Genomic DNA, 25,188 nt, shown 5'->3' with positions numbered 1-25,188 from the left:
TAGAATCCGCAGGCATGGGGACTGACAGGCTGCGCCGCAAGCCGTACGAGAAGGAACTCCTCCGCCTCCAGGAAGAGCTGGTGGAGTTGCAGGAGTGGGTGCGGGCCGAGGGGCGGCGGGTCGTGGTGATCTTCGAGGGACGCGACGCCGCGGGCAAGGGCAGCACGATCAAGCGGGTCACCGAGTACCTGAACCCGCGCGTGGCCAGGATCGCCGCGCTGCCCGTCCCGACCGACCGGCAGCGGTCGCAGTGGTACTTCCAGCGGTACGTCGAGCACCTGCCGGCCGCGGGGGAGATCGTGCTGTTCGACCGGAGCTGGTACAACCGGGCCGGGGTCGAGCGGGTGATGGGGTTCTGCACGCAGGAGGAGTACACGCGCTTCCTGCACCAATGTCCGATCTTCGAGAGGCTGCTGGTCGAGGACGGGATCCTGCTGCGCAAGTACTGGTTCTCGGTGAGCGACGCCGAGCAGGAGCGGCGCTTCCGCGACCGGCTGGCGGACCCGATGCGCCGGTGGAAGTTGTCGGCGATGGACCTGGAGTCGATCACCAGGTGGGAGGAGTACTCCCGGGCCAAGGACGAGATGCTGGTGCACACCGACATCCCCGAGGCGCCCTGGTACGAGGTGGACAGTGAGGACAAGCGGCGGGCCAGGATCAACATGATCGCGCACCTGCTGTCCACGATCCCCTACCGGCGGGTCGAGCGGGCGCCGCTGGAGATCCCGCCGCGACCGCCCGCCACCGGCTACCGCCGCCCGCCGCGCCGCCCCGGAGGGTACGTCCCCGACGTCACGGCCGGCCTCTGAGCTCGGGCCGTCCGCCGGGGGATACTCCGCCGATCAAGGAAATCCGGCGTACCGGACTTGATCCTCCCTTGTGGGGGAAAAGATGATTGTCTTTGCTTGTGTCCGGTGATCTGCTCGACGTCGTCCTGGTCGTTCTGGTGGTCGGGTTCGGCGTGGCGGGGTTCCGGCAGGGGTTCGTCGTCGGGGTGACGAGCTCGATCGGGTTCGTCGCCGGATGCGTGCTGGGCATCGCCGTCGCCCCCGCCGTGACGAACGCGCTCGTGACCGGCGACATCGCGCAGACGGCTTTCGCGGTCGTCATCGTGTTCCTGATCGCGCTGGCCGGCCAGTTCGCCGCGTCCACCCTGGGGGTGCGGTTACGCACGTACCTGCGCGGCGAACCGGCCCGGATCCTGGACTCCCTGGGCGGCGGGCTGGTCAACGCCACGTTCGTGCTGCTGGTCGCCTGGCTCGTGGGCAGCCTCCTGGTGGCCGGCCCGTGGACGCTGGTGGTCGAGCAGATCCGCGGCTCGGCGCTGCTGTCCACGCTCGACGCGGCGGCGCCCGAGGCGGCGCGGAACTGGCAGCGGCCCTTCAAGCGGTTCATCGACCGGTCCGACTTCCCGCCGGTGCTCGACACCATCGCCGGGATGAGCCCCGTCCGGGTGCCGCCGCCGGACGTGGCCGTGCTGCGCAGCCCGGCGCTGCGGCAGGCCAGGACGGGCATCCTGCAGGTCCAGGGAACCGCCTCCTCCTGCGGCAAGCGCATCACCGGCACCGGCTTCACCTACGCGCCCGACCACATCATGACCAACGCGCACGTCGTGGCCGGGGTGGACACGGACCTGCAGGTGGTCGACCACCAGCAGCGGCCGCACCCGGCGCAGGTCGTCTGGTACAACCCCCGGCGGGACGTCGCGGTCCTGTACGTCCCCGGCCTCGGGCTGCCCCCGCTCTCCTTCGACACCCGGGCCAGGGAGGGCCAGGACGCGCTGGTCGCCGGCTACCCGAACGGCGGCGGCTTCACGCCGGAGCCCGCCCGCGTCGCCACGCGGCAGCGGGCCGGCAGCCCCGACATCTACCACGCCTCGCAGGTGACCAGGGACGTCTACCTGGTCCGGGGCAAGATCCAGCAGGGCAACTCCGGCGGCCCGCTGCTCTCCGTGGACGGCCGCGTGCTGGGCGTGATCTTCGCCGCCGTCGCCGGCCAGGTGGAGACCGGCTACGCGCTGACCGCCGGCGAGGTCGCGCCCGACGCCCGCCAGGCCGCCACGGCCACGAACCCCGTCAGCACCCAGTCCTGCGACTGACCGCCGGCCCGCCCGCGGTGACCGGTGCTCACGCCGGCCCGGACGCCGCCAGCGGGAGCGGGTCGAAGGCGTGCCCGGCCCACAACCGGCGCGACGCCTCCTCCGGGTACGCCGCCGTGCCCGGCTCGGTGCCGATGATCCAGGTCAGCCGCTCGCGCGGCTCGTACGCCGGCCAGCCCGGGTCTCCGGTCGCGGCGAAGGCGGTCCACGCCGCCCGCACCCGGGCCGACAGCTCGGCGGCCTCCGACGGCGGCTCCTGGCCGAGCAGCAGCCCGGCCGCGCCCGCGGTCAGGTTGCCGAACGTCAGCGGCAGGCCCAGCCCGTGGCACGCGCCGAGCATCCCGCCCATGCCGGGGGCCGGCCAGGTCAGCTCGTACAGGTGGGCCCGGCCGCGCCCGCCGTGGGCCTCGGCCAGCCGTACGGACGGCATCCGGAACAGCCAGTCGGAGTGGACCAGCTCGTACAGCCGCTCGTCGCCGGCCTCCGGGTGGGCGGCCCGGTAGGCCGCCGGGTCGGGGGCCAGCGCCCGCAGCGCGGCGGCCGCCTGCTCGGCGGTGACCTGGCCGAGCTCGCCGCCGAGCGCCATGAACAGCCGGTACTCGTCGCGGTTGTGCCCCACGAGCAGGTCCACCCCGCCTGCCGGCGACCGCCAGGGCGTCGCGGGCAGCACCTCGCCGTCCACGACCGGCGCGAACGGCGTGCGGACGTGCGCGGCCAGGCCCCAGCGCGGCCTGCCGCCCATGCCGGCCGCCACCGCGTCGCCGGCCTCGATCAGCCGTTCCGGCGGCAGGCGCGCCAGCTCGCCCGCGTGCGGGGCCGCTCCCAGCTCGGCGGCCACCGCGGCGGCGAGATCGGCGGCCAGCTCGGGGGTGAAGAACAGGCCCGGCACGCTCTGCGCGATCGCCCGGCGGAACAGGCCGGCCGCGCCGGGCATCGTCATCAGCGCCGCGATGCTCCCGGCTCCGGCGGACTCGCCGAAGACGGTGACCCGGTCGGGATCGCCGCCGAAGGCCGCGGCGTTCTCGCGCACCCAGCGCAGGGCGGCCACCTGGTCCAGCAGGCCGCGGTTGGCGGGCGCGCCGCGGAAGTGCCCGAAGCCCTCGGCGGAGACCCGGTAGTTGACGGTGACCACGACGACGCCGTCCCGGGCGAGCACGCCGCCGTCGAAGAGCGGGTCGCCGGACCAGCCGTACATGTAGCCGCCGCCGTGGATCCACACCATCACCGGCAGCCTGGTCGCGCCCAGGTCGGGGGTCCACACGTTGGCGGTCAGCCAGTTCCCGTCGGTGCCGGCGTCGCCGGCGGCGCCCAGCAGCCTCGACTGCGGCGGCGGCGGGCCGAACGCGGCGGCCTCGCGCACGCCGTCCCACGCCTCGGGCGGCGCCGGGGCGGCCAGCCGCAGGCCGCCCACCGGTGGGCGCGCGTACGGCACGCCGCGGAAGACGGCCACGCCGCCCTCGATCCGGCCGCGCAGCCGGCCCGTGCGGACGGTGACCTGCGGGTGAGCGGTTCCGGCGGCGCTCATGGCACGCTCCTCGTCCGGGGGGACGGCTCCGACGGCCGTGCGCGGCCATCCTCACCCCGGACGCGGCCCGGCCGCATCCCGTTTTCCGACGGCCGGGCCACGGCGATGGCATGGGACGGCCGGGTGAGGGTATGCGGTCCGGATCTCCCACCCCGGAAGGAGCCGCCGGAATGTCTGACCGCATCGCCGACCCGTGGGGCTCGCGCACGCCGTACGGGCCGCGCGAGGACGGCAGCGCCGAGGACTGGCCGGTCCGGGTGGACGCCTGCCTGGCGGAGGGGCTGACCGAGCAGGACGTCGAGTCGTGGGCCCAGTCGGCGTCCGTCCTGCACTCCAACGGCGACGCGATGGACATCGCGGTCAAGGACGGACGTATCGTCGGCGTGCGCGGCCGTGCCGTGGACCGGGTCAACCACGGCCGGCTCGACCCCAAGGACCTGTACGGCTGGCAGGCCAACAACAGCCCTGACCGGCTGCTGCGCCCGCTCGTCCGCGAGGGCGGCACGCTGGTGGAGAGCGACTGGGAGACGGCGATGGGCCGGATCGTGGCCCGGTCGAAGGAGCTGCTGCGGGGCCCCGGCGGATGGGGGCACTTCGGCTTCCACACCAGCGGGCAGCTCTTCCTGGAGGAGTACTACACGCTCGCCGTGATCGGGAAGGCCGGCCTCGGCACCCCGCACATGGACGGCAACACCCGGCTGTGCACGGCCACGGCCGCCGCCGCGCTCAAGGCCGGCTTCGGCACCGACGGGCAGCCCGGTTCGTACACCGACATCGACCACTGCGACGCGATCGCGTTGTGGGGGCACAACGTCGCCGAGACCCAGGTGGTGTTGTGGGACCGGATGCTCGACCGCCGCCGCGGCCCGCGCCCGCCCGCGATGATCGCCGTCGATCCCCGCGCCACGCCCGTCGCCCGCGAGGCCGACGTGCACCTGCCGGTGCGCTCCGGCACGAACCTGGCCCTGATGAACGCCCTGATCCACCGCCTGATCGAGCGCGGCTGGCACGACCGCCGCTACGTCGAGGAGCACACGATCGGGTTCGAGCGGCTGTGCCGGGTGGTCGAGCAGTGCCCGCCGGAACGGGCGGCGGAGATCTGCGACGTGCCCGTGGCCCTGATCGAACAGGCCGCCGAGATTCTCGGCACCAGCGAGCGGCTGGTCTCCACCGTCCTGCAGGGCTTCTACCAGTCCAACCAGGCGACGGCCGCCGCCTGCCAGGTCAACAACATCCACCTGCTGCGCGGCATGCTGGGCCGCCCGGGGGCCGGGGTGCTGCAGATGAACGGCCAGCCCACCGCCCAGAACACCCGCGAGACCGGCGCCGACGGCGACCTGCCCGGCCTGCGCAACTGGGACAACCCCTCGCACATCCGCGAGCTGGCCGAGCTGTGGAACGTCGATCCGGCCGTCATCCCGCACTGGGCGCCGCCGACCCATGCCATGCAGGTCTTCCGGTACGCCGAGCAGGGGTCGGTCAAGCTGCTGTGGATCTCCGGCACGAACCCCGCGGTCTCGCTGCCCGACCTCGGCCGCGTCCGCCGCATCCTGGGCCGGGACGAGCTGTTCGTCGTGGTGCAGGACCTGTTCCGCACCGAGACCGCGGAGCTGGCCGACGTGGTGCTGCCGGCGGCGACGTGGGGGGAGAAGCTGGGCACCTTCACCAACGCCGACCGGACCGTGCACCTGTCGGAGAAGGCCGTGGAACCGCCCGGCGAGGCTCGGGCCGACCTGGACATCTTCCTCGACTACGCCCGCCGCATGGACTTCCGCGACCGCGACGGCAAGCCGCTGATCGGCTGGCACGACGCGGAGTCGGCGTTCGAGGCGTGGAAGGCGTGCTCGGCCGGGCGTCCCTGCGACTACACCGGCATCACGTACGAGAGCCTGCGCGGCGGCAGCGGCGTCCAGTGGCCGTGCCCGCCGGGCTCGGGCGGCACCGAGCGCCTGTACGCCGGCGGCCGCTTCAACACCGACCCCGACTACTGCGAGACCTACGGCCAGGACCTCGTCACCGGCGCCGAGCACACCCGCGAGCAGTACCTGGCCCAGGAGCCCGGCGGACGGGCCTTCCTGCGGGCCGCGGCCTACCACCCCTCGCCCGAGGTGACCGGCGACGACCTGCCGCTGCTGCTGACCACCGGCCGCACCGTGCACCAGTTCCACACCCGGACCAAGACCGGCCGCGTCCCGCGGCTCGACGCCGCCGCCCCCGAGCCGTGGGTGGAGCTCAACGCGGCCGACGCCGCCGGGCTGGGCATCGGCGAAGGAGACCTGGTGCGGGTGGAGTCACCGCGCGGCCGGCTGGAGGCCCCGGCCCGGATCACCGGCATCCGGCGGGGCGTGGTGTTCGTGCCCTTCCACTACGGCTACTGGGACCTGGAGCCGGGAGCGGCGCCCCGGGCGGCCAACGAGGTCACGAGCACGACCTGGGACCCCGTCTCCAAGCAACCGATCTACAAGGTCACCGCGGTCCGGGTGACCAGAGCGGGAGGATGACCGTGCTGCTGGCGCACTACCTGGGGCTGCTGCACCGATCGGAGGAGGAGCTGGCGTCGGCGTACCGCGAGGTCGCCGCGGCCCACGGCGACGAGCCGGACGTGATGCACGTCTGCCGGCGGCTCGCCGAGCAGTGCGACGAGCACGTACGGCGGCTGCGGCCGTTCGTCGAACGCTACTCCGAGGACGCCCCCGACGAGCCGGAGCGGCTGCACTCGACGCTGTTCTCCGGCTCCCGCGGCGGCGGCCTCGGCCTGCTGCGCGACCTGCACGACCTCTACCTCATGGCCGCCGAGTGCGACGTCTGCTGGACGCTGATCGGCCAGGCCGCGCAGGGCGCCCGCGACGAGCCGCTGCTGGCGGCGGTCCGCGACTGCGAGGACGAGACCGCCACCCAGATGACGTGGGCCCGCGGCCGGATGAAGCAGGCGGCCCCGCAGACGCTGGTCGTCGCGTCGGGGTAGCGCCAGGCCCCGGCGGTCAGGTCGAAGACGATCAGCTGGCGCAGTGCCAGGCCCCGGCGGTCAGCCGTCGAAGACGATCAGCTGGCGCAGGGCGGCGCCGTCGGCGAGCTGGTCCATCGCCTCGTTGACGCCCGCCAGGCCGATCCGGGCCGAGACCAGCCGCTCCACCGGCAGCCGGCCCTCGCGCCACATCCGGGCGAACACCGGGATGTCGCGTGCGGGCAGCGCCGAGCCCAGGTAGCTGCCGATGATGCTGCGCCCGCCGGCCACCAGCGCGAGCGGTGAGATCGAGGCGCGGGCGCCGGGCGCGGGCAGGCCCACGCTGACGGTGCGGCCGCCGGGGGCCGTCGCGGTCACCGCGGTCTCGAACGCCCGCGCGCTGCCCGCCGCCTCGACCACGACGTCCGCCTCGCCGGGCAGCTCGTCCGGGCCGTACACCTCGTGCGCGCCCAGCTCGCGGGCCATGGCGAGCTTGGCCGGGTTGGCGTCCACGCCGATCACCCGGACGTCGTCGAGGGCCAGCGCGGTGAGCAGCGCCGCCATGCCCACGCCGCCCAGCCCGACGACCGTGACCGTCTGCCCGGGGCGTGGCCGGCCGGCGTTGAGCACGGCGCCGCCGCCGGTCAGCACGGCGCAGCCGAGCAGGGCGGCGACCTCGGCCGGCACGTCGGGATCGACCGGGACGACCGAGCGCCGATCGACCACCACGTGCGTGGCGAACGCCGACACCCCGAGGTGGTGCAGCACCGCGACGCCGTCCCTGTGCTGGCGGACCGCGCCGCTCAGCAGGGTGCCGTCGTTGTTGGCGGCGCTGCCCGGCACGCAGGGCGTCACGCCCTCGGTGGCGCAGCCGGCGCAGCCGCCGCACCTGGGCAGGAAGGTCATCACGACGCGCCGCCCGGGGGCGAGGTCGTCGACGCCCGGCCCGGTCCGCTCCACCACGCCCGCCGCCTCGTGGCCGAGCAGCATGGGCACAGGACGCACCCGGTTGCCGTCCACCACCGACAGGTCGGAGTGGCACACGCCGGCCACCTCCACCCGCACCAGCAGCTCGCCCGGCCCCGGCGGATCGAGTTCGAGGTCGCAGACCGTCAGGGGCCGCGACTGCGCGTAGGGCCGGGACCGGCCGATCTCCTCCAGGACCGCGCCGCGAATGCGCATCAGTTCGCCCTTCTTCGTGTCGAGAGGTTGGCCAGCAGCACCCCGCAGCCGCCCAGGACGAGCCCGGCCACGGCGAGCGGGGGCAGCGGCTGCCCGGCCAGCGACCAGGCCAGCACGGCGGTCACGGCCGGGGTCAGGAAGAACACCGTGCTCACCCGGCTGGCCGGGGAGCGCAGCAACATCCGGTTGAGCAGGATGAACGCCGCGATGGAGTTGACCAGCGCCATCCAGCCGACCGACAGCCCGAACGCCGTCCAGTCCGACACCCGGACCGGGCCGAGCGCCAGGCAGGCCAGCCCGGCGGCGGGGGCGCTGACCAGCAGCTGCACCGCGGTGCCGCTCAGGGCGTCCATGCGGGGGGCGTACCGCTGCTGGTAGAGGGTGCCGGCGCTGAGCCCGGCCAGCCCCAGCAGGCACAGCGCCACCCCGGACGCGGACAGGCTGATCCGGTCGGCCACCGCCAGGACCACCCCGGCCAGGCCGAGCGCGAACCCGGCCCACTGCCCGGCGCCGACCCGCTCGCCCAGCACCCGGGCGACCAGCAGGATGACCACCGGGTTCAGCCCCTGCACCAGGGACACGACCGCGGCCGGCAGGCCCGCGCCGAGCGCGCTGTAGAAGGCGCCGAACTGCACGGCCTGCATCAGCAGCCCGGCCACGGCCACGTGCGCCAGGTCCCGCCCCCGGGGCCACGGCACCCGCCTGACCAGCGCGTACGCCCCCAGCAACACCCCGGCGACGGCGAACCTGCCGAACATCAGCAACAGCGGCGGCGCCGCCCTGACCCCCGGGATGCCCGCGATGAACGCGCTGCTCCACAGGACGACGAACACCCCGGGCGCCACCGGCCACCGCCTCCCGGCGCGCCGGACGGGCGCCGTGGCGGCGGCGGTCTCCCGCACGCGGGCAGGCGTCATCGCAAGGTCCTTCCGGATGAAGACGGATCAGGAGGCGCGCAGGGCCGAGCGGCGCAGCCCCCACAGCTCCTCGTCGGAGGTGCACACGCCGACGGCCCCGTGCCGCAGCGCCTCCACCACGTCGTCCGCGCTCTGCACGAACCCCGCGGCCAGGCACGGGACGCCGACCGCCCGCACCTGCCGCTCGACGTGCCGCAGCACCATGGCCGGCATGAGCTGCACCAGGTCGGGCCGCGACCGGGTGATGGACTGCAGGCTGCGCCGCAGGTTCGACCGGTCGGTGACGAACACCTTCTGCATGGTCAGCAGCCCCAGCCCGGTGGCCCGCTCGATCAACGCCTGCCGCGTGGAGACGACCCCGACCGCGCCGATGCCCTGCAGGTACGCCAGCGCCCCGGGATCGTGCCCCAGGCCGGGGGTGGAGTCGATGTTGACGAATGCGATCTTCCGGGCGGCCACCGTGCGCTGGACCGTGGCCGCCAGGTCGCCGAGCGGGATCGAGGCCAGGATGCCGATCGGCGTGGCGGAGGAGGTGAACCGCTCGACCATCTCCACCCCCACCAGCGACGCGGCGACGGGATGCTCGGCCAGGGCGGCGAGCAGGCGCTGATCCAGCGGACCCTTGTGTCGAGAGTTCACCGCATCCACCTTAGTGCGCCGTGTTTTCGAAGGACGCGGGCAGTCCCAGCTTGCCGGGGTTCATGATGCCCCGCGGGTCCAGCGCCTGCTTGACCGCCACCAGCGTGGGGTAGCCGCTGCCCAGCGCGTCCCGCATGTACGGCGAGCGCAGCAGGCCGACGCCGTGGTGGTGGCTGATCGCCGCGCCGTGCCTGACGAGCACCTCGGCGGCGGCGTCCCAGGCGGCCCGGTACCAGGCGCGCCGCTGGTCGCGCTCGACGTCGCCGCGCAGCGAGAAGTACAGGCAGGCGCCGTCGGTGTAGGCGTGCGACTGGTGGGCCGAGGCGCGCAGCGTGCCGGGGACGGCCTCGATGGCGGCCACGACCTCGTCGTACAGGGCGGGCAGCGCGGCCCACGGCCCGGCGATCTCGCAGGTGTCGGAGACGAACCCCGGCCCCCGGACGAAGCCGTCGGCGGCCTTGCCGACGATCATGCGCTCGTCCAGCCAGCGGGCGAAGACCGCCGCGCCGTCCAGTTTCACCGACGCGCGTTCGGCGCAGACCTCGTCGGCGATCTTCATGACGGCGTCGACCAGCACCGGGTCGCCCTCGTCGGCGACGAGCAGCAGGTTCGTGCCGGGCTCGCCGAAGTGGGTGCCGCTCTCGTGCGCGTCGTACAGGCGCAGCGCGGCCGGGGTGGCGCCGCGCTGCAGGATCTCCCGGCACGCGTCGAGCCCGGCGGCGAAGGTGTCGAAGCCGTAGGCGATGCCCACCGCGTAGTCGGGCAGCCGGTGCGTACGCAGCCGCAGCCGGGTGATGACGCCGAGCGTGCCCTCCGAGCCGATGAACAGCTGCCGCAGGTCGGGGCCCACCGCGGCGCGCGGGTAGGTGCCGTAGCTGGCGGTGGTGCCGTCGGGCAGCACCACGTCCAGCCCGACCACCATGTCCTCGATCTTGCCGTAGCGGGTGGAGAGCTGGCCCGCGCCGCGGCAGGCGGCCCAGCCGCCGACGGTGGAGATGGCGAACGCCGACGGCCAGTGGCCCGTGGTGGCGCCGTGCGTCTCCTGCAGCTCCTTCTCGAACAGGTCGCCGAACATGCCCGCCTGCACCTCGACGATCATGGACTCGGCGTCGAAGGACAGGATGCGGTTGAGCCGGCACACGTCCAGCACGACGCCGCCGTGCACGGGCAGCGCGGCGCCCAGCACGTTGCTGCGCCCGGCCGAGACGGTCAGCGGGATGCGGTGCTCGTGGCAGATCCGCACCACGGCGGCCACCTGCTCCTCCGCGTCCACCTCGACGACGACCGCCTCCGGGGTGGCCGGGCGACCGTCGGTCTCGCCGATGGAGGTGCCCGCCCACCAGTCGCGGGTGCGCAGGACCACCTCGTCCCGGTCGGTGTGCACGGCGGCGCCGAGCGCGCGCAGTTCCGCCACCACGCTCTCGGGGACCGGCACGACCTGGTCCTGCAGGCTGGCCGGGCCCTTCCCCGGCGGGCAGTCGGCGGCCCAGCGCGGCGGCGTGGGCGCGCCCACGACGTAGTCGCCGCGGTTGAACGGGTGGGTGACGGTCTGCCTGCTGATCATGAAAGTCCCTCCATCAGAACGCTCTTCTCGCGGTCCACGCCGCGTACGTAGTCCTCGACCTGCCGGGCCACCTCGTCGTCGGAGAGGCCGAGCTCGCGCTGGAGCAGCCGGCCCACCTCGGGAGCCGCCTCGACCGACAGGTCGCGGGCGAAGACCCGCATCCGGGTGCGCCGCGACAACACGTCGTCCACGTTCCTGGCCAGCTCGCAGCGGGCCGCGTAGACGACCTCGGCCCGCAGGTACTCGCTGCCCTCGACGACCGGCCCGGCCAGCGACGGGTCCTCGGTGATCAGGTCGGCGACGAACCGGGCCTCGGTGCCGTACCGCTCGCCCAGGTGGGCGCCGAGCCCGCCGGTCGCGGTGGTCGCCTCGGCGTCGTAGCCCGCGCCGCCGAGCAGCGGCAGCCGCGCGGTGCGGCAGCGGGCCTTGCGGCCGAGCACCTTCAGCGCCTCGTCCACGGCCAGCTCGCCCATGTGCCTGCTGGTGGTCAGCTTGCCGCCGGTGACCGTGACCAGGCCGAAGCCGTCGGTGATGATCCGGTGGTCGCGGCTCATGTCGAGCGTGGCGCCCTCCTTCTCGCCGACCAGCGGGCGCAGCCCGGCGATGGAGCCGATCACGTCGTCCGGGGTGAGGTCGGCGTCGAAGGCGGTGTTGGCGCCGTCGAGCAGGTACTGCATCTCCTCGCGGGTGCACAGCACCTCGTCGGGCGAGCCGTCGTAGTCGGTGTCGGTGGTGCCGACCACGACCACGTCGCCCCAGCGGGTGCAGGTGGCGCGGCGCGCCCGGCCGGGCACCGGGACGGTCACCGTGCCGTCCACCGGCAGCCGCGTCCACGGCACCACGATGTGCACGCCCTTGGCCGGACGCACCCGCGGCCGGTGCGCCGGGTCGGACAGCGCGTCCAGGGTGTCGGTCCACACGCCGGTGGCGTTGACGACGACCCCGGCGCGCACCTCGATCGTGCGGCCGTCCACCTCGACGCGGGCGCCGCGCACTCGGCCGCCCTCCTTGACCAGCTCGCGGCAGGTGGCGCCGTTCAGCACGGTGGCGCCGAAGTGGGCGGCGGTCCTGGCGATGGTCAGGGTCAGGCGGGCGTCGTCGGTGCGGCTGTCGTAGTAGAGCAGGCCGCCCTTGAGCCGGTCGGCGCGCAGCCGCGGCGCCCTGGCCAGCACCTCGGCCACGCTGAGCCGCTGGTGCAGCCGGCCGATGCGCCAGCCGCCCGCCAGGTCGTAGGTCCACAGCAGGCCCTCGAAGGCCTTGGCGATGCGGGCGTCGAAGACGCCGTCCTGGGCGAGGATCGGCAGCACGAACGGCAGCCGCCGCACCAGGTGGGGCGCGTTGCGGCGGAACCGCTGCCGCTCCAGCAGCGAGCGGCGCACCAGCGGCAGGTTGCCCTGCTCGATGTAGCGCAGGCCGCCGTGGACCATCTTGGAGGACTTGGAGGAGGTGCCCGAGGCGAAGTCGTCGCGTTCCACCAGCGCCACGCTGAGGCCGCGGGTGGCGGCGTCCAGCGCGGCGTAGCAGCCGGTCACGCCGCCGCCGACGACGAGCACGTCCACCGGCCTTCCGGCCAGCCGCTCGATCTGCGCCTGACGGTCCAGCCGCAGCGGGGTGCGCCGGATGGCGCTCCTGGTCTCCGATCTGGGCTTGCGTTCTGGAAGCCGGATCACGAGGGGGATTCCTCCTGTTGGTACGAGATGTGCCGGGAGAGCAGGTCACGCCAGGCGGCGCGGGCCTCCTCGCGGGCGGCGTCGGGCAACGTGGGCTCGAAGACGGGGACGTCGCCGAGCCCGGCGAGGGCGGCGGGCAGGTCGGGCCAGAGCCCCGCGCGCACGCCCCCGAGGTAGGCGGCGCCGCGCAGGCTGGCCGTCTCGTTGGCGCGGGCGCGGCGGACCGGCCGCCCGACGAGGTCGGCCTGGCTCGCCATCAGCACGTCGCTGCTGGCCAGGCCGCCGCCGCAGAACAGATCGGTGACCGGCGCGCCGAGCGCCTGCTCCACCCCGTCCAGCAGGTCGCACACCGAGTGCGCGATGCCCTCCAGGACGCCCCGGGCCAGCTCGGCCCGGGTGGTGGACAGGCTGAGCCCGGTCAGGACGCCGGTGGCCTCGGGCGACCAGACCGGGGTGCGCATCCCGGCCAGCGCGGGCAGGAACCGCACCCGGCTCGGCCCGGGATGCTCGCGGGCCAGCGCGGTCAGCTGGGCGGGCGAGTCGAACAGCCCGATCTCCTCGCACAACCAGCGCACCGCCGAGCCGGTGGTGGCGGCGTAGCCCTCCAGGCTGAACACCGCCGCGCCGCGCGAACGCCAGCCGACCAGCGTCAGCACCCCCGGCACCGCCCGGCGATGCGCGGGCGGCCGGTCGCCGGCCACGGCGTCCAGGAACGTTCCCGTGCCGTGCACGCACATCGCCTGGCCCGGCCGGTGCGCGCCGAGCGCGATCATCGCGGCGTGCTGGTCGCCCATCACCGACAACACCGGCAGCCGCACGCCGAGCACCGACGGGTCGGTGTGGCCGTAGTCGCCGTCCTCGTCCAGGATCTGCGGCAGCACGTCGCGGGGGCAGCCGAGGAAGTCCCGCCACGGCTCGTACCAGTCGCCGGTGCGCAGGTCGTAGGCGCCGGCGGCGACCGCGTTGGTGGCGGACATGACGTGCCGCGCGCCGCCGGTCAGCCGCCACACCAGCCAGGTGTCGACCGAACCGAACGCCACCCGTCCCGCCTCGTGCGCCCGGCGCACGGCCAGGTCGTCGCGCAGCACGTCGGCGGCCCACAGCAGCGGCGCGCGCGAGCCGACCGGCCGGCCGGTGTGCTCGACCAGGCGGGCGTCCCAGCCGGGCTCCCATTCCCGCAGCCGGGCGGCGTAGCGGCGGTCCTGCCAGACCACGGCGGGGGTGAGGGGCTCGCCGGTGACGGTGTCCCACAGCAGCACGGTGGCGCGCTGGGTGGCGATCGACACGCCGGTGACCTCGACGTCGTGCGCCCGCGCCCACTCCAGGGCCTGCGCGCAGACCTCGGCGGTCTTCGCCCAGATCTCCATGGCGTCCTGCTCGACCCGCAGATGGTCGGGGGAGTGGACCGAGATGGGCCGGTAGGCGGGCGGGGCCGCCGAGCCGTCGTCCAGGACGACCGCGGCGCGCGTGCCCGTGGTGCCCTCGTCGACGCTGAGGATCCCCCGTCGGGTACGGCCGGTCATCGGCGCTCGTCCCTCTTCCGCAGCGCGATCTCCTCCTCCTCCAGGTTGACCGCCACGCGGGTGGGGTCCCACTTGATCAGCAGGCAGGTGACCAGGCCGACCAGCGGCACCACCGAGAGCACCATGAGGCTGGCGCCGACCCCGATGCCTGCCTGCAACTGCGGGAACAGGTACAGGCCGGCGACCGAGCCGAGGCTGCCGAGCATGCCGGTCACGCCGGTGCCCAGGGTGCGGATGTCGCTGCGGTAGGACAGCGCGGCGATCGACTTGCCGTTCGGGCCGGGCCCGGCGGAGTGGAAGAAGATGAACAGCACGGGCAGCAGCGCGGCCAGCGCGACCGGCAGCTCCTTGAACGTCGCGCCCATCACCAGCAGCGCCACGAACACCACCGCGTACCCGGCCATCGAGCTGATCCGCAGGCCGAGGCGGCGGCCCGTGTAGGCCGCCAGGCAGCCGCCGACGATGCCGACCGCGTTGAACGCCATCGACCCGATCGTGGCCTTCTCGAACTCCTTGCCGAACAGCTCCAGGCTGATCACCGGCAGGTACCAGCCGACCGCGAAGTACTGCATGGCCTGGGTGAGCGAGATGACCGTGGACAACACCGTGCGTGGCAGGTACGGCCTGCGGAACAGCACGCCCGCGTCCCCGAACCCCACCTGCCGCCCCTGCTCGGCCGCGACGCCGTCCCGCCCGGCGTCCTCCTGGACGGCGAAGCCGTACATGCGGCGCAGGGCCGCGGCGGAGTCGCGCAGCCGTCCCTTGGCGGCCAGCCACGTCGGGCTCTCCACCAGGAAGGCGAGCTGCAGGACCAGCAGCACGACGGCGAAGACAGCCGAGGAGCCCACCGACCAGCGCCAGATGTCCGCGCCCACGTCGAAACGGTAGAACACCAGCGTGAGCAGCAGGTTCGTGGTGGTGGCGGTGTACCAGACGCCTTGCCAGAAGTTGAGCCTGCCCTTGAGCGCGGACGGCGTGTACTCGGCCAGCAGCGCCATGGCCACCGCGAAGTCGATGCCGTACGCGATGCCGACCAGGCCGCGGCCGGCGAAGACGGTCTGGAAGTCGGAGCCGGACGCGGTCAGCAGCGCGCCGAGCGCGAACACCACCTTGGTCAGCAGCAGCGGCTTGACCCGGCCGATCCGGGCGGCCAGCCAGCCGCCGAACGGGTTGGAGATGATGGCGATGGCCGGCGCCATGGCGGTGAGCACGCCCACCTGGCCCGGCGACAGGCCGAGCTGCTTGACCATGGGGGACAGGCCGGCGCCCAGGGCCGCGTTGGAGTAGGCGTCCAGGAACAGGCCCGCCAGGGCGAGGAACCAGATCCAGTTGGCCCGGCCGGCCAGCCTCGTCAGGGTGTTGATGACGTCGGCCGCGTCTCCGGCGTTGCGGATCCGCGTGACCGAGGTGTTCTGCACGGGGGCGTCGCTCATGCCCAGCCGCCTTTCAGGGGGGTGTGATCCCTTGCCAGCGGTCTGGATACGACAAAGGCACAGACGAAGACCACTGACAGGGATCTCTTCGTCTGTGCCTGCCGATTGACGGGACACTATGTGCCGGTTGTCCGGTATGTCAAGCGGTCGCGGTCGTATCGCCGCAGCTCGCACGCCCTGCCCGGCGGACCGGCCGGTCAGGAATACCTGATCTCCCACCAGCCGCGGGTGCACGACCACTTGCCCGCGGCCTTCACGCAGGCGCGGAACTTGCGGCCGTTCGGCGCGTCCACCGCGTACGACGTGACGCTGCGGCGTCCGCCGCCCCTGACGACCGCGTGGCAGGCGTGGTAGGTGCGGCCTCCGTCGTCGGTCCAGTCGATGGAGATGCGGTCGCCGGAGCGCAGGCTGGTGCCCCAGGCCCACCACACGTTCCGGCCGCGGTAGACGCCGTCGGCCTCGTACAGGTAGACCATGCCGCGGCGGCCCTTCGCCTTCGCCATGCGGTGCCAGGTGTTCCTGGGCACGTCCCGGCTCACCCGCAGCCGCGCGCCGCACGAGTAGTTGATCGGCCCGGCGGCCTGCGTCCGCGACACCTGCCGGGCGTCCTGGACGGTGGCGCCGGCGGGCGAGGCGACGGTCAGGAGGCCGCCGGCCACCACCGCGGCGAGTGCCAGAGCTGGAAGGTTGCGCATGTGCTCCCCCTTGGTGCGAAATCGTGTGATCGCAACGTAGGGGCGCCGGTGTTGAGGATCCGTTGAGCCCGTGTTGATCTCCGCCGGGGTCCGCGCCGCCGCTGGTCAGGCGCCCGGAGGCGCCGGGGCCCGGTCGAGGTCGGCGCGGACGATGCCGTACATCACGCCGTCACGCCACTCGCCGGCGCGGAAGCCGCAGCCGCGCAGCACGCCCTCCCGGGTGAAACCGGCCTTCTCCAGCGCCCACTGCTCGGCCACGTTGCCGAGCTCGGTGGTCGCCTGCACCCGGTTGACCGGCGAGTGGTCGAACAGGTAACGCGCCAGCAGCCGCTGCGCCCGCGTCCCGTGCCCCTTGCCGCGGAAGCCGGGCGCCACGATGAGGCCCATCTCCCAGCAGTACGACACCCGGGAGGTGAGCTGCCTGCGCCACGACACGAGGCCCGCCCGGTCCTCGCCGGAGGCGATCACGAGCATGCCGCCGTCCTCGCCGAGCATCCCGTTCTCCTCCCAGAGGCGGCGCAGGCGGTGGGGGTCCTGCCAGCCGTACCACTGGTACTCGCCGCTGCCGTCCGGGTCGCCGATCAGCCGGGTCAGGAACGCCAGGTCGTCCTCGCGGACGGCGCGCAGTTCGATCGTCATGATCGCGACACTATGTGACGGGCGTGACGTCGGCGCGGGCCCGGCGTCCGGCCCGCAGCGCCAGGGCCAGCGCCGCCAGCAGCGCCGCGCCCGCGAACGGCGGCCACGACAGCCCGGACGGCGGCCCGAACGTCCCGCCCGCCCCCGCGCGGTCGAGCACGGCGGCCACCGCGAGCGCGGGCAGCGCCTGGGCCGCTCCCGAGACGAGCGCGAGGACGGCGAGCCAGGCGACCCGCGCCGCGTTGCCGCGGCGGTACGGCTCGCCCTCGAACACCGACGTCAGCAGCCCTCCGACCAGGAGGGCGGCGACGAGCGCGCACAGGCCGCCCACCAGCACGTCCGCCCGGTAGAGCACCTGCTCGGCCGCCGTCGAGTCCCAGACCCGCAGCGGCAGCTCCCCATCTCCCAGGGAGAGGCCGCGGGGCAGCTTCACCCCGCTCAGCCCGAGCCGGTCGGCGGCCTCCAGGCGGGGGAGGACGCGAACGACCATCTCCCCGCCGGCCTGCGTGGCGCCGTTGACGGCGTAGGCGACCCCCCACACCCCCGCGACGGCCCCGGCGAACCTGACCACGTAGAGGGCCAGCCGCACGAACAGACGATCCATGGACGCTCCAAGGAGACGGACCGATGGTTGTTCATCATGCCCGCCGGAACGGCCCCGCGTACAGACCGCCCCGGGTCACTCGCAGGTCTTGTCCTCCGGGCTGCAGAACCTGACCTCGGGGACGTCGGCCGACGGCTTGTCCAGCAGGGGCCGGGACTGACCGCGCAGGTGCCGGTCGAAGAAGGCGGTGACGTAGGCGCGCGTGAGGCCGAGTGCGCGGGCGCCGGGCACGGCGGCGCCGTCCTCGATGCCGACCTGGTCCATCAGGACGCCCAGGTCGGTGAAGGACGTGTGTGCGGCCCCCGTCAGCAGCAGCCAGCGCTTCCATCCGGTCAGCCGCGCCCAGACGCGCTCCCACGTGGCGGCCGGCTCGCCCGTGCCCGGCGTGTACGTGGCCGGTTTGCCCAGGAACAGGAACGGCCGGGACGTCCCGGCCTCCGAGAGCGTCGTCTCCACGCTGCCGTCGAGGTCGATGCCGGCGCGCAGCCGGGTGTCGGCCGCGATCGAGGCGACGGCGGCGGCGCCGCCCGCCGAGTGACCGGCCATGGCGATCCTGGACGGGTCGATCAGGCGGGCCCCCTTCCACGGCGCGTGCGCGCCGGTGAGCCGGTCGAGCACGAAGGACACGTCGGCCGCCCGGCTCTGCTCCAGCTTCGCCCACCAGGCCGGGCCCTTGTCGTCGATCTCGCAGGTGACGCAGGTGGTGACCCGGCCGTCCGGGAAGGAGGTGGCGACGTTCTCGTAGGTGTGGTCGATGGCGGCCACCACGTACCCGTGGCTGGCCAGCTCCTCGGCCAGGGCGGTGAGCTCGGTGCGGGGCTTGCTGTGCCCGGGGGACAGGACGACGAGGGGCAGGCTGCGGGGGCGTCCGGCGGGGCGGGCGTCGGTGAAGGCGTTGGTCCGGGTCCTGCTCAGGGTGTCGGCCGGGAGGTGGGTGATCCCGCCGTCCTTGAGCAGCAGCTCCGACGCCTTCGCCGTCATGTACGGGGCGCGGTGGCGGCCCGGCGACCTGGCCGGGTACCAGAGCGAGACCATCAGCTCGCGCGCCTTGACCGAGGGGACCCACGGGTCGGGTCGCGAGGTGTCCTTCAGGTACAGGGACGTGGTGCCGACCGGCCGCGAGCCGGTCGGGGCCGGCAGGTACGTCGCGGGCGCGGACGCCGCCGCCGGCGAGCCGTGGACCAGCCCGGCGGCCAGGACGGCGGCGAGCCCGGCGACGGCCGCGGTCCTGCCCACCGGGTTCGTTCTGAGGTGCTTGATCATGCATCGCAATATACTCCGAGAGTATATACGCGGTGTATAAGAGGCCGGAGTGAGTGCGGCGAGGAGGCTGGCGCGGAAGCGGCGGCGACCGGGAGCTCGGCCGTGTGCAGGCCGACGCTGATTGGACTCTCCCCCACGGGGAGACCCCACGCTTGGGGGATTCCACCCAGATCTACCCGGAGGATCCATGACCCCGCGACTGGTCCACTGCCATCCCGTCACCTGTCTCAACGTCACGGGCATGGGAGAGCCCGGCGGCGCCGAGCACCTGTCGGCCATCGGCGCCCTGTACGCCGTGGCCTCCGCCATGGGCGGCGCCGCCGGGCCGCTGGAGGGGCGGTGGTGGGTGGAGGACACGTCGCTGCCGCCGCTGGAGACCCCGCGCGACCAGTGGCGGTGGCACCTGCTGCTGCCGTTGCCCGGGATGCCCGAGCCGGGGGCGGCCGAGGCGGCGCGTGAGCGGGCCCGCCCGTCGGGGGCCGCCGTGGACCGGGTCCAGGTCGTCACCTTCACCGAGGGCGAGTGCGTGGAACTGCTGCACGAGGGGCCCTACAGCGAGGAGAAGAGGTCGCTGGAGGTGATGGAGGCGTTCATGGCCGAGCACGGGCTGGTGCCCAACGGGCTGCACCACGAGATCTACCTGACCGAGTTCACCGACCCCGACCCGAAGACGCTGCTCAGGCAGCCGGTCGCCCCCCGGCCGGAGGCGGCGGCTCACCGGTAGACGGCCAGGGGGCGGGCGGTGTCAGCGGACGCCGGTCACGTCCGCGGGCGGGACCGCAGCGCGCCCCGCAGCAGGGGGCGGGCCGCCAGGGCGACGACCATGGCGGCCAGCACCCCGACGCCCGCCATGAGGACGGCCCTGGTCAGCGCCCACGGCAGCGACTCGACGCGGTAGACGCTCACCAGGAGGAGCACCACCACGGCGACCCCCGACACGGCCGCCACCACGCAGACGGGCAGCGCCGCGACGACCGCCTGCCGCACGAGCACCCCGCCCAGCGCCCGTTCCGGCACCCCGGCGGCGGCCAGCGCGGCGAACGAGCGGCGACGGTCGATCAGCTCCTCCGCCTGGTGCACCACCAGGGCGATCGACGAGGTCGCCAGGGCCAGCAGGAGCGCGACGTCCACCAGCGCGTGGGCCTGGGAGTAGCCGACGGAGGCCTGCTGGGCCCCGGCCGCCGCGCCGAAGAACACCGTCAGGCTCACCACGGACAGGGCCCTGGCCCACGCCCGGGGGTCGGCCTCGACCAGCCGCGCGGCCAGCAGCGTCTCCGGCGACCGGGCCCGCCGGCCGGCCCGGCGGGCGTAGGCCCTGATCAGCCAGGTCGTGGCCAGGGTCAGCCCGAACAGCATCATGACCAGCCCGGCCACCATGGCCAAGGCGGCCCCGTACGGACCGGCCAAGGGGAAGCGGCCCTTCAGCCAAGCTCCGAGAACGAAGAGGCCGACGCCCGCCGCGAGGAGGAGCAGGTCCTGCACGCGCGGCCCCCGCACGCGCGCCCGGCGGGTCGCTCCCAACGGCGAGACGACGACGTCCCGCCCGGCGCGCGCCCCCGACGCGACCCCGCCGTACGCCACCAGCGCCACGATCACCGGCACCTGCGGCAGCGGCCCGCCGAGGTGGGTGACGACGTAGAGCGCGCCGCCGGTCAGCGAACCGGCCAGCGCCAGCAGGCCGCCCTCCAGCGCGCCCAGCCGCCGTACGTCGCCCGGCGTCGCGCCCGCCAGCCGCAGGGCGGCCAGTCGTCGTTCCCTGGTGGCCGAGGCCAGCCGGTTGGCCTGGTGGACCAGGCCGGCGACCGGCACGGCCAGCAGCGCCAGGCCGAGCCCGGTCAGCGAGCCGCCCTCGTCCTCGAAGTCGGCCAGGCTGACGGCCGTGCAGACCAGGAACGTCGCCGCCGCCGCCGCGCCCGTCCCCACCAGCCAGGCGCGTACGCGCTCGGCCCGCGAGCTCCCCCTGGTCAACATCAGCAGTACGGCGATCACCGGTCCACCCCTGCCGGCACCGCTCCGTCACGCAGGGCGATCTCGCGGTCGGCGTAGGCGGCCACCCGGTTGTCGTGAGTGACCAGGACGACGGCGGCCCGGCCGGCGCGGGCCGCGCCGAGCAGCGCGCCCATCACCTGCTCGCCGCCGAGCGTGTCCAGGGCTCCGGTGGGCTCGTCGGCGAACACCACGCGCGGGCCGGTCACCAGCGCCCGCGCGATGGCGACCCGCTGCCGCTGCCCGCCGGACAGCTCGCCGGTGCGCCGCCCGGCGCAGCCGGACACCTCCAGCCGGGCCAGCCACTCGGCCGCGGCGGTCATCGCCTCCTGCCTGCCGTGCCGGTCGAACAGCAGCGGCAGCGCGACGTTCTCCGCCGCGGTCAGCTCCGGCACCAGCTCGCCGAACTGGAAGACGACCCCGAAGCTCTGGCGTCGCAGCCGGGTCAGGTCGTCCTCGGGCAGCGTGTCGATGCGCGTGCCGTCGAGGACGACCTCGCCGGACTCTGGCCGGACGACCCCGGCCAGGCAGTGCAGCAACGTCGACTTGCCCGCGCCGCTCGGACCGGTGATCGCCACGATCTCGCCCTCCGCGATCGCGAGCGAGACGCCGTTCAGCGCCCTGGTGCCGCCGAACGACTTGCCCAGGCCCCTGGCCTCAAGCATCGGTGTCCTCCTTCATCCGCGCGAGCGCGGTCTCGATCCAGCGCAGGTCGGCGTCGGGGTGCTGGTGTCGCTCGCGCTCACCGTGCTCGGCGCCGCCACCGTCATCTCGCGCTGGGACCCGGGCCGCACGGGGGACCAGGCGGCCATGGGGGTGGTGGTCGCCGTGTACGTGGGGGTGGTCCTGGCCCAGCTCCCGCTCGGCATGCTGGGCGCGTGGGCGGTGGTCCCGCTGTCCGTCGCCGTGGTCGCCGCCGCGCGTTCCTGACGCTGCGCGGGCCCGCCGGGCAGAGGTCGGGGCCAGGGGCGGGGCCAGAGGTCGGGCAGGGTTCAGGGCGGGGTTCAGGGCGGGGTTCAGGACGGGGTTCAGGGCAGGGCGAGGAGGCTGACGGCGAGGGCCGCGGCGCCCAGGCCGACGAGCTGGCCGCGGTGGATGCGCTCGGCCAGCACGCCGCGGGCGAGCAGCACCGTGCCGGCCGGGTAGAGGGCGGTCACCACGGCCACCACGGCCAGGTCGCCGCTGCGGGCCGCGAGCAGGAACAGCAGGTTCGCCACCGAGTCGAGCACGCCCGCGGTCGCCGACAGCGCGTACGCGGGCCGCTCGGGGCCCAGCCGGTGGCGCAGCAGCCCGGCCGCGGTCAGGGTGACGGCCGAGGAGACCGCCCGCCCCACGATCAACGGCGCCACCCCGCTGTCGGACGGCGCCTGGTGCAGGAAGACGAGCTGGAGGGCGATCGCCGACCCGGCGCCGAAGGCCAGCAGCAGCGCCGTCCGCGACGGCCGCGCCGACCCCGCGCCGTGCCCCGCGCTGACCAGGACGACCGCCACCAGCGCGAGCGGCAGCCCCACCAGCCCGGCGGCCGACAGGTGCTCGCCCTGGAGCAGCCCCACGGCGACGGGCAGCGCGGCCGACACCAGCGCGGTCACCGGCGACAGCACGTTCATCGGGCCGATCGCCAGCGTGCGGTAGAGCAGGGCGAACACGGCCGCCGAGGCGACGCCCGAGGCCGCGCCCCAGCCGAGCGCGGCGGGGCTGAACGACGCGCCGAGCATCGGCCACAGCAGCAGCTCGACCACGAGGCTGGCCGGGGCCGCGACCATCACGGTACGCAGCACATGGGCCCTGCGGGCGCCCAGGCCGCCGAGGAAGTCGGCGCAGCCGTAGGCGAGCGAGCTGCCCAGGGCCAGCAGCAGAGCGATCACGACACCTCCCGGACGTTCAGCGGAACGACCAAAGAGTACATTAGAATGACTACTGGAGCACAACGGACCGACCGCGCAGTACATTCCACCGGTCCGCCCCGCGAGGAAGGTGAACAGATGGCCGAGCCGGCCAGCGCCCTGCGCACGGTCGCCCACAACGTCAAGGCCGCCCGCACCCGCGCCGGCCTGTCCCTGGAGGAGCTCGGCCGGCGCGCCCAGGTCAGCAAGGGCGCGCTGGTGGCGCTGGAGAAGGCGCAGGGCAACCCCAACCTGGCCACGCTGGTCAGGCTGGCCGATACCCTCGGCATCTCGGTCTCGGCCCTGATGCAGGGGCCGCCGGAGGGCCGCCTGCGCGTCGTGGCCGCCGACGCGGTGGCCCCCTTGTGGACCGGGCCGCGCGGCGGCCAGGCCAGGCTCATGCTGACCACCGCCGGCCCGGCCCCCGTCGAGGTCTGGCGCTGGCGGCTGGAACCCGGCGAGGAGTACCCCAGCCAGCCCCACCAGGCCGGGGTGGTGGAGACCCTCAGCGTCGTCTCCGGGCGGATGACGCTCGTCCTCGACGGCGCCGAGCACCCCGTCGAGGCGGGCCAGACCGCCACCTTCGACGGCGACGCCCCGCACGGCTACCGGGGCGAGGGCGACGGCGCCTGCGACATGATCATGACCGTCCACCTCCCTCCGGGCCCCTGGACCGCTGGCCGGCCGTGAGCCGCGCTCGCCGTCAGGAGGCCAGGCGCTCGATGGCGAAGGCGGACAGGAAGCCCACGGTGGTGATCAGCCCGGTGAGGACGTGCGCCTGCTCGAACGCCTCCGGGATCATGGTGTCGGCCACCATGGCCAGGATGGCGCCGGCCGCGATCGCGGTGATCAGCGCGATCGCCTCGGGGGAGGCCGACCGGAGGGTCAGGTAGCCGATCATGGCCGCCACGCCGCTGACCACGGCGATGCCGCCCCAGACGCCGAACACGTACGCGGGGCTGCGCCCGGCCCGTCGCATGCCGGCGGCGCTGGACAGGCCCTCGGGGACGTTGGAGACGAACACCGCCGCCACGACGGCGAGGCCGATCTCGCCGCCGTGCAGCAGGGACAGGCCGAGCACCACCGACTCCGGGATGCCGTCGAGCAGCGCGCCGACGGCGATGGCGGCGCCGCTGCCCTGCGCGTCGGCCTCGCTGGGCTGCTGGTCGCCGGAGCGTTTGCGGTGCCGGGCGCCGTGCCGCGCCAGGATCGCGTTGGCCGCCACGTACGCGCAGGCTCCCGCCAGGAAGCCGACGGCGGTGGGCAGCAGCCCGCCCGACCGTTCGGCCTCGTCCAGCAGCTCGAAGGAGAGCGCCGAGATCAGCACCCCGGCGCCGAAGGCCATGACGGCGGCGATCGCCCGCGCCGGGACCCGCACCAGCATCGCCACGGCCGCGCCGAGGACCAGCGCGCCCCCGGCGACCAGCCCCCACGTCCCCGCTTCCAGCCACTCAGGCATGTGCACCGATCCCTCTCGCGTCCTCGTCCCCAAGGTTCTCTCGCCTGAGCCCTTCCCGTCACGCGTTCCGGAGGCGGGGATTGGGGTGGAACGCCCCGGGTAGGGCAGGCGGCGGTCCGCCCCCGTCGTGAGGAGACTTGGATGGAGCACCGCCACACCCCTTGCACCCCGCGTCCGGCGCGACAGCTCTACGAGATCACCGCCCTGGACGCGGCGGGCGACCGCTGGCACACCATCGGCTGGGGGATCGACCAGGCGGAGGCCGAGTCGGCCGCGCGGGCGTGCGTCACCCGGCCGGTCCCGCCCTACCGGGCCGCCCGGATCCGGCGCGACGGCCGGGTCCTCGCCGAGCACCGCCGCAGCGCGTGAAGGCGCCGCCGTCGCCGCGCGTGGCGCTGCCGGTGATGTGCCACCGGTGGGCGCACATCACGTTCCTGCACTGGCGCTACCCCGTCGAAGTGGTCCGCGAGCTGGTGCCGGACGAGCTCGCCGTCGAGACCATGGACGGGTCGGCGTGGGTGGGGGTGACGCCGTTCCTCATGGAGGACGTACGGGTGCCCGGCCTGCCCGCCGTGCCGTGGTTGTCGGCGTTCCCGGAGACCAACTGCCGCACGTACGTCCGGGACGCGCGCGGCCGTTCCGGCATCTGGTTCCTGTCCCTGGACGCGGGACGGCTGCTGGCCGCGCTCGGCGGACGCTCCGGCTACCGGCTGCCCTACCACTGGTCCGACATGTCGGTCCGGATCGACCGGCGGCGCCGCCGCTACCGCTGCCGCCGGCTGTGGCCGGGGACGCGGGGCGTGCGGTGCGACGTCGAGGCGGAGGTGGGCGGCGTCCTGCGGGAGGACGAGCAGGACGAGCTCGCGCACTTCCTGACCGCCCGCCACCGGCTGTTCACCCGGGTGGCGGGCCGGCTGGCCGCGGCCGAGGTCGACCACCCGCCGTGGCCGCTGCAGCACGTCGAGCTGACCGGCCTCGACCAGGGCCTGCTGCGGGCCGCCGGCCTGCCCGGCCCGGCCGGGCCGCCCCTCCTGCACGCCTCACCGGGCGTGGACGTCCGCGTCGGCATGTGGTCGTGGTGACCTGACGAGAGATCCGCGTACGCGCGCCGTCCGAAGGGGGCTGGGCGGAAGGTACTCAGGGATGACTCCGGTCTCCTCCTCC

25 protein-coding genes are annotated in these 25,188 nt (G+C 74.5%); 9 read left to right on the top strand and 16 right to left on the bottom strand.

Annotated features, from left to right (window positions below; translation table 11 throughout):
- Positions 1–14: 14 nt before the first annotated feature.
- Entirely contained in the window at positions 15–809 is a 795-nt protein-coding gene (ppk2, locus tag ACFYUV_RS20125; RefSeq protein ID WP_387670306.1) for a polyphosphate kinase 2, read from the top strand.
- Positions 810–907: 98 nt separating this feature from the next.
- Entirely contained in the window at positions 908–2,098 is a 1,191-nt protein-coding gene (locus ACFYUV_RS20120) for a MarP family serine protease (RefSeq protein ID WP_387670304.1), read from the top strand.
- A 28-nt stretch (positions 2,099–2,126) separates the two neighbouring features.
- On the opposite strand, the gene ACFYUV_RS20115 is transcribed toward ACFYUV_RS20120, so the two are convergent.
- A complete protein-coding gene (locus tag ACFYUV_RS20115) occupies positions 2,127–3,623 on the bottom strand; it encodes a carboxylesterase/lipase family protein (RefSeq protein ID WP_387670302.1) in 1,497 nt (498 codons plus the stop codon).
- Positions 3,624–3,793: 170 nt separating this feature from the next.
- Between ACFYUV_RS20115 and ACFYUV_RS20110 the strand changes: the two genes are divergently transcribed.
- Positions 3,794–6,124, top strand: coding sequence for a molybdopterin oxidoreductase family protein (locus tag ACFYUV_RS20110; protein WP_387670301.1), 2,331 nt, complete (start codon positions 3,794–3,796; stop codon positions 6,122–6,124).
- The gene (locus ACFYUV_RS20105) at positions 6,121–6,588 is read left to right on the top strand and encodes a hypothetical protein (RefSeq protein WP_387670299.1); all 468 of its coding nucleotides are present in this window, start codon (positions 6,121–6,123) and stop codon (positions 6,586–6,588) included. The genes ACFYUV_RS20110 and ACFYUV_RS20105 overlap by 4 nt, the downstream gene beginning before the upstream one ends.
- Positions 6,589–6,648: 60 nt before the next feature.
- On the opposite strand, the gene ACFYUV_RS20100 is transcribed toward ACFYUV_RS20105, so the two are convergent.
- From ACFYUV_RS20100 to ACFYUV_RS20050, 11 genes are all read right to left on the bottom strand, one after another.
- The gene (locus ACFYUV_RS20100; RefSeq protein ID WP_387670297.1) at positions 6,649–7,749 is read right to left on the bottom strand and encodes an alcohol dehydrogenase catalytic domain-containing protein; all 1,101 of its coding nucleotides are present in this window, start codon (positions 7,747–7,749) and stop codon (positions 6,649–6,651) included.
- Positions 7,749–8,666, bottom strand: coding sequence for a DMT family transporter (locus tag ACFYUV_RS20095; protein WP_387670295.1), 918 nt, complete (start codon positions 8,664–8,666; stop codon positions 7,749–7,751). Before ACFYUV_RS20095 ends, ACFYUV_RS20100 begins: the two co-directional genes overlap by 1 nt.
- 27 nt (positions 8,667–8,693) lie before the next feature.
- A complete protein-coding gene (locus ACFYUV_RS20090) occupies positions 8,694–9,305 on the bottom strand; it encodes a glycerol-3-phosphate responsive antiterminator (protein WP_387670293.1) in 612 nt (203 codons plus the stop codon).
- Between the two features lie 10 nt (positions 9,306–9,315).
- The gene (locus ACFYUV_RS20085) at positions 9,316–10,869 is read right to left on the bottom strand and encodes an FAD-binding oxidoreductase (RefSeq protein WP_387670291.1); all 1,554 of its coding nucleotides are present in this window, start codon (positions 10,867–10,869) and stop codon (positions 9,316–9,318) included.
- The gene (locus ACFYUV_RS20080) at positions 10,866–12,539 is read right to left on the bottom strand and encodes a glycerol-3-phosphate dehydrogenase/oxidase (protein WP_387670289.1); all 1,674 of its coding nucleotides are present in this window, start codon (positions 12,537–12,539) and stop codon (positions 10,866–10,868) included. Before ACFYUV_RS20080 ends, ACFYUV_RS20085 begins: the two co-directional genes overlap by 4 nt.
- Positions 12,536–14,062, bottom strand: coding sequence for an FGGY family carbohydrate kinase (locus ACFYUV_RS20075; RefSeq protein WP_387670287.1), 1,527 nt, complete (start codon positions 14,060–14,062; stop codon positions 12,536–12,538). Before ACFYUV_RS20075 ends, ACFYUV_RS20080 begins: the two co-directional genes overlap by 4 nt.
- Positions 14,059–15,495 (bottom strand): MFS transporter, encoded by a 1,437-nt coding sequence (locus ACFYUV_RS20070; RefSeq protein WP_387670286.1) that lies wholly within the window; start codon positions 15,493–15,495, stop codon positions 14,059–14,061. The genes ACFYUV_RS20075 and ACFYUV_RS20070 overlap by 4 nt, the downstream gene beginning before the upstream one ends.
- Positions 15,496–15,692: 197 nt before the next feature.
- Positions 15,693–16,190, bottom strand: a complete 498-nt coding sequence (locus ACFYUV_RS20065; protein WP_387670284.1) for a hypothetical protein — start codon at positions 16,188–16,190, stop codon at positions 15,693–15,695.
- A 105-nt stretch (positions 16,191–16,295) separates the two neighbouring features.
- The gene (locus ACFYUV_RS20060) at positions 16,296–16,829 is read right to left on the bottom strand and encodes a GNAT family N-acetyltransferase (RefSeq protein ID WP_387670282.1); all 534 of its coding nucleotides are present in this window, start codon (positions 16,827–16,829) and stop codon (positions 16,296–16,298) included.
- 10 nt (positions 16,830–16,839) lie between these two features.
- Complete coding sequence (locus ACFYUV_RS20055; RefSeq protein ID WP_387670280.1) at positions 16,840–17,433, bottom strand: hypothetical protein; 594 nt, start codon at positions 17,431–17,433, stop codon at positions 16,840–16,842.
- Between the two features lie 75 nt (positions 17,434–17,508).
- Positions 17,509–18,696: an alpha/beta hydrolase family protein gene (locus tag ACFYUV_RS20050; RefSeq protein WP_387670279.1), complete on the bottom strand. Its 1,188-nt coding sequence runs from the start codon at positions 18,694–18,696 to the stop codon at positions 17,509–17,511.
- Positions 18,697–18,883: 187 nt separating this feature from the next.
- Between ACFYUV_RS20050 and ACFYUV_RS20045 the strand changes: the two genes are divergently transcribed.
- Positions 18,884–19,420, top strand: a complete 537-nt coding sequence (locus ACFYUV_RS20045) for a hypothetical protein (protein WP_387670277.1) — start codon at positions 18,884–18,886, stop codon at positions 19,418–19,420.
- 35 nt (positions 19,421–19,455) lie between these two features.
- Here ACFYUV_RS20045 and ACFYUV_RS20040 read toward each other — a convergent pair whose 3' ends face one another.
- Both ACFYUV_RS20040 and ACFYUV_RS20035 read right to left on the bottom strand, forming a co-directional pair.
- Complete coding sequence (locus ACFYUV_RS20040) at positions 19,456–20,685, bottom strand: FtsX-like permease family protein (protein ID WP_387670275.1); 1,230 nt, start codon at positions 20,683–20,685, stop codon at positions 19,456–19,458.
- Positions 20,682–21,347 (bottom strand): ABC transporter ATP-binding protein, encoded by a 666-nt coding sequence (locus ACFYUV_RS20035; RefSeq protein ID WP_387670273.1) that lies wholly within the window; start codon positions 21,345–21,347, stop codon positions 20,682–20,684. The genes ACFYUV_RS20040 and ACFYUV_RS20035 overlap by 4 nt, the downstream gene beginning before the upstream one ends.
- A gap of 58 nt (positions 21,348–21,405) precedes the next feature.
- Between ACFYUV_RS20035 and ACFYUV_RS20030 the strand changes: the two genes are divergently transcribed.
- On the top strand, positions 21,406–21,612 hold the full coding sequence (locus tag ACFYUV_RS20030; RefSeq protein ID WP_387670271.1) for a hypothetical protein: 207 nt from the start codon (positions 21,406–21,408) through the stop codon (positions 21,610–21,612).
- 98 nt (positions 21,613–21,710) lie between these two features.
- On the opposite strand, the gene ACFYUV_RS20025 is transcribed toward ACFYUV_RS20030, so the two are convergent.
- Positions 21,711–22,547 carry an EamA family transporter gene (locus ACFYUV_RS20025; protein ID WP_387670269.1) on the bottom strand — a complete coding sequence of 279 codons (837 nt, stop codon included), beginning with the start codon at positions 22,545–22,547 and terminating at the stop codon, positions 21,711–21,713.
- Positions 22,548–22,664: 117 nt separating this feature from the next.
- Between ACFYUV_RS20025 and ACFYUV_RS20020 the strand changes: the two genes are divergently transcribed.
- Positions 22,665–23,255 (top strand): helix-turn-helix domain-containing protein, encoded by a 591-nt coding sequence (locus ACFYUV_RS20020; protein WP_387670267.1) that lies wholly within the window; start codon positions 22,665–22,667, stop codon positions 23,253–23,255.
- Between the two features lie 13 nt (positions 23,256–23,268).
- Here the strand turns inward: ACFYUV_RS20020 and ACFYUV_RS20015 are convergent, their stop codons facing one another.
- Positions 23,269–24,024 (bottom strand): ZIP family zinc transporter, encoded by a 756-nt coding sequence (locus ACFYUV_RS20015; RefSeq protein ID WP_358293573.1) that lies wholly within the window; start codon positions 24,022–24,024, stop codon positions 23,269–23,271.
- Positions 24,025–24,165: 141 nt separating this feature from the next.
- On the opposite strand from ACFYUV_RS20015, the gene ACFYUV_RS20010 reads away from it, so the two are divergent.
- Both ACFYUV_RS20010 and ACFYUV_RS20005 read left to right on the top strand, forming a co-directional pair.
- Entirely contained in the window at positions 24,166–24,393 is a 228-nt protein-coding gene (locus tag ACFYUV_RS20010; RefSeq protein ID WP_387670264.1) for a hypothetical protein, read from the top strand.
- Positions 24,390–25,106 carry a YqjF family protein gene (locus ACFYUV_RS20005; protein ID WP_387670262.1) on the top strand — a complete coding sequence of 239 codons (717 nt, stop codon included), beginning with the start codon at positions 24,390–24,392 and terminating at the stop codon, positions 25,104–25,106. The genes ACFYUV_RS20010 and ACFYUV_RS20005 overlap by 4 nt, the downstream gene beginning before the upstream one ends.
- The last annotated feature ends 82 nt before the right edge of the window (positions 25,107–25,188 follow it).

Source organism: Nonomuraea sp. NPDC003560 (assembly GCF_042878785.1).
GTDB lineage: Bacteria > Actinomycetota > Actinomycetes > Streptosporangiales > Streptosporangiaceae > Nonomuraea.
This window is presented reverse-complemented; position numbering and strand designations above follow the sequence as displayed.

What these genes read in the sequence shown, in the direction of transcription:
- ppk2 (WP_387670306.1), top strand. Translation starts at nt 15, where the DNA reads ATGGGGACTGACAGGCTGCGCCGCAAGCCGTACGAGAAGGAACTCCTC.
- ACFYUV_RS20115 (WP_387670302.1), bottom strand. Translation starts at nt 3,623, where the DNA reads ATGAGCGCCGCCGGAACCGCTCACCCGCAGGTCACCGTCCGCACGGGC.
- ACFYUV_RS20110 (WP_387670301.1), top strand. Translation starts at nt 3,794, where the DNA reads ATGTCTGACCGCATCGCCGACCCGTGGGGCTCGCGCACGCCGTACGGG.
- ACFYUV_RS20105 (WP_387670299.1), top strand. Translation starts at nt 6,121, where the DNA reads ATGACCGTGCTGCTGGCGCACTACCTGGGGCTGCTGCACCGATCGGAG.
- ACFYUV_RS20100 (WP_387670297.1), bottom strand. Translation starts at nt 7,749, where the DNA reads ATGCGCATTCGCGGCGCGGTCCTGGAGGAGATCGGCCGGTCCCGGCCC.
- ACFYUV_RS20095 (WP_387670295.1), bottom strand. Translation starts at nt 8,666, where the DNA reads ATGACGCCTGCCCGCGTGCGGGAGACCGCCGCCGCCACGGCGCCCGTC.
- ACFYUV_RS20085 (WP_387670291.1), bottom strand. Translation starts at nt 10,869, where the DNA reads ATGATCAGCAGGCAGACCGTCACCCACCCGTTCAACCGCGGCGACTAC.
- ACFYUV_RS20075 (WP_387670287.1), bottom strand. Translation starts at nt 14,062, where the DNA reads ATGACCGGCCGTACCCGACGGGGGATCCTCAGCGTCGACGAGGGCACC.
- ACFYUV_RS20070 (WP_387670286.1), bottom strand. Translation starts at nt 15,495, where the DNA reads ATGAGCGACGCCCCCGTGCAGAACACCTCGGTCACGCGGATCCGCAAC.
- ACFYUV_RS20065 (WP_387670284.1), bottom strand. Translation starts at nt 16,190, where the DNA reads ATGCGCAACCTTCCAGCTCTGGCACTCGCCGCGGTGGTGGCCGGCGGC.
- ACFYUV_RS20060 (WP_387670282.1), bottom strand. Translation starts at nt 16,829, where the DNA reads ATGACGATCGAACTGCGCGCCGTCCGCGAGGACGACCTGGCGTTCCTG.
- ACFYUV_RS20055 (WP_387670280.1), bottom strand. Translation starts at nt 17,433, where the DNA reads ATGGATCGTCTGTTCGTGCGGCTGGCCCTCTACGTGGTCAGGTTCGCC.
- ACFYUV_RS20050 (WP_387670279.1), bottom strand. Translation starts at nt 18,696, where the DNA reads ATGATCAAGCACCTCAGAACGAACCCGGTGGGCAGGACCGCGGCCGTC.
- ACFYUV_RS20045 (WP_387670277.1), top strand. Translation starts at nt 18,884, where the DNA reads ATGACCCCGCGACTGGTCCACTGCCATCCCGTCACCTGTCTCAACGTC.
- ACFYUV_RS20035 (WP_387670273.1), bottom strand. Translation starts at nt 21,347, where the DNA reads ATGCTTGAGGCCAGGGGCCTGGGCAAGTCGTTCGGCGGCACCAGGGCG.
- ACFYUV_RS20020 (WP_387670267.1), top strand. Translation starts at nt 22,665, where the DNA reads ATGGCCGAGCCGGCCAGCGCCCTGCGCACGGTCGCCCACAACGTCAAG.
- ACFYUV_RS20015 (WP_358293573.1), bottom strand. Translation starts at nt 24,024, where the DNA reads ATGCCTGAGTGGCTGGAAGCGGGGACGTGGGGGCTGGTCGCCGGGGGC.
- ACFYUV_RS20010 (WP_387670264.1), top strand. Translation starts at nt 24,166, where the DNA reads ATGGAGCACCGCCACACCCCTTGCACCCCGCGTCCGGCGCGACAGCTC.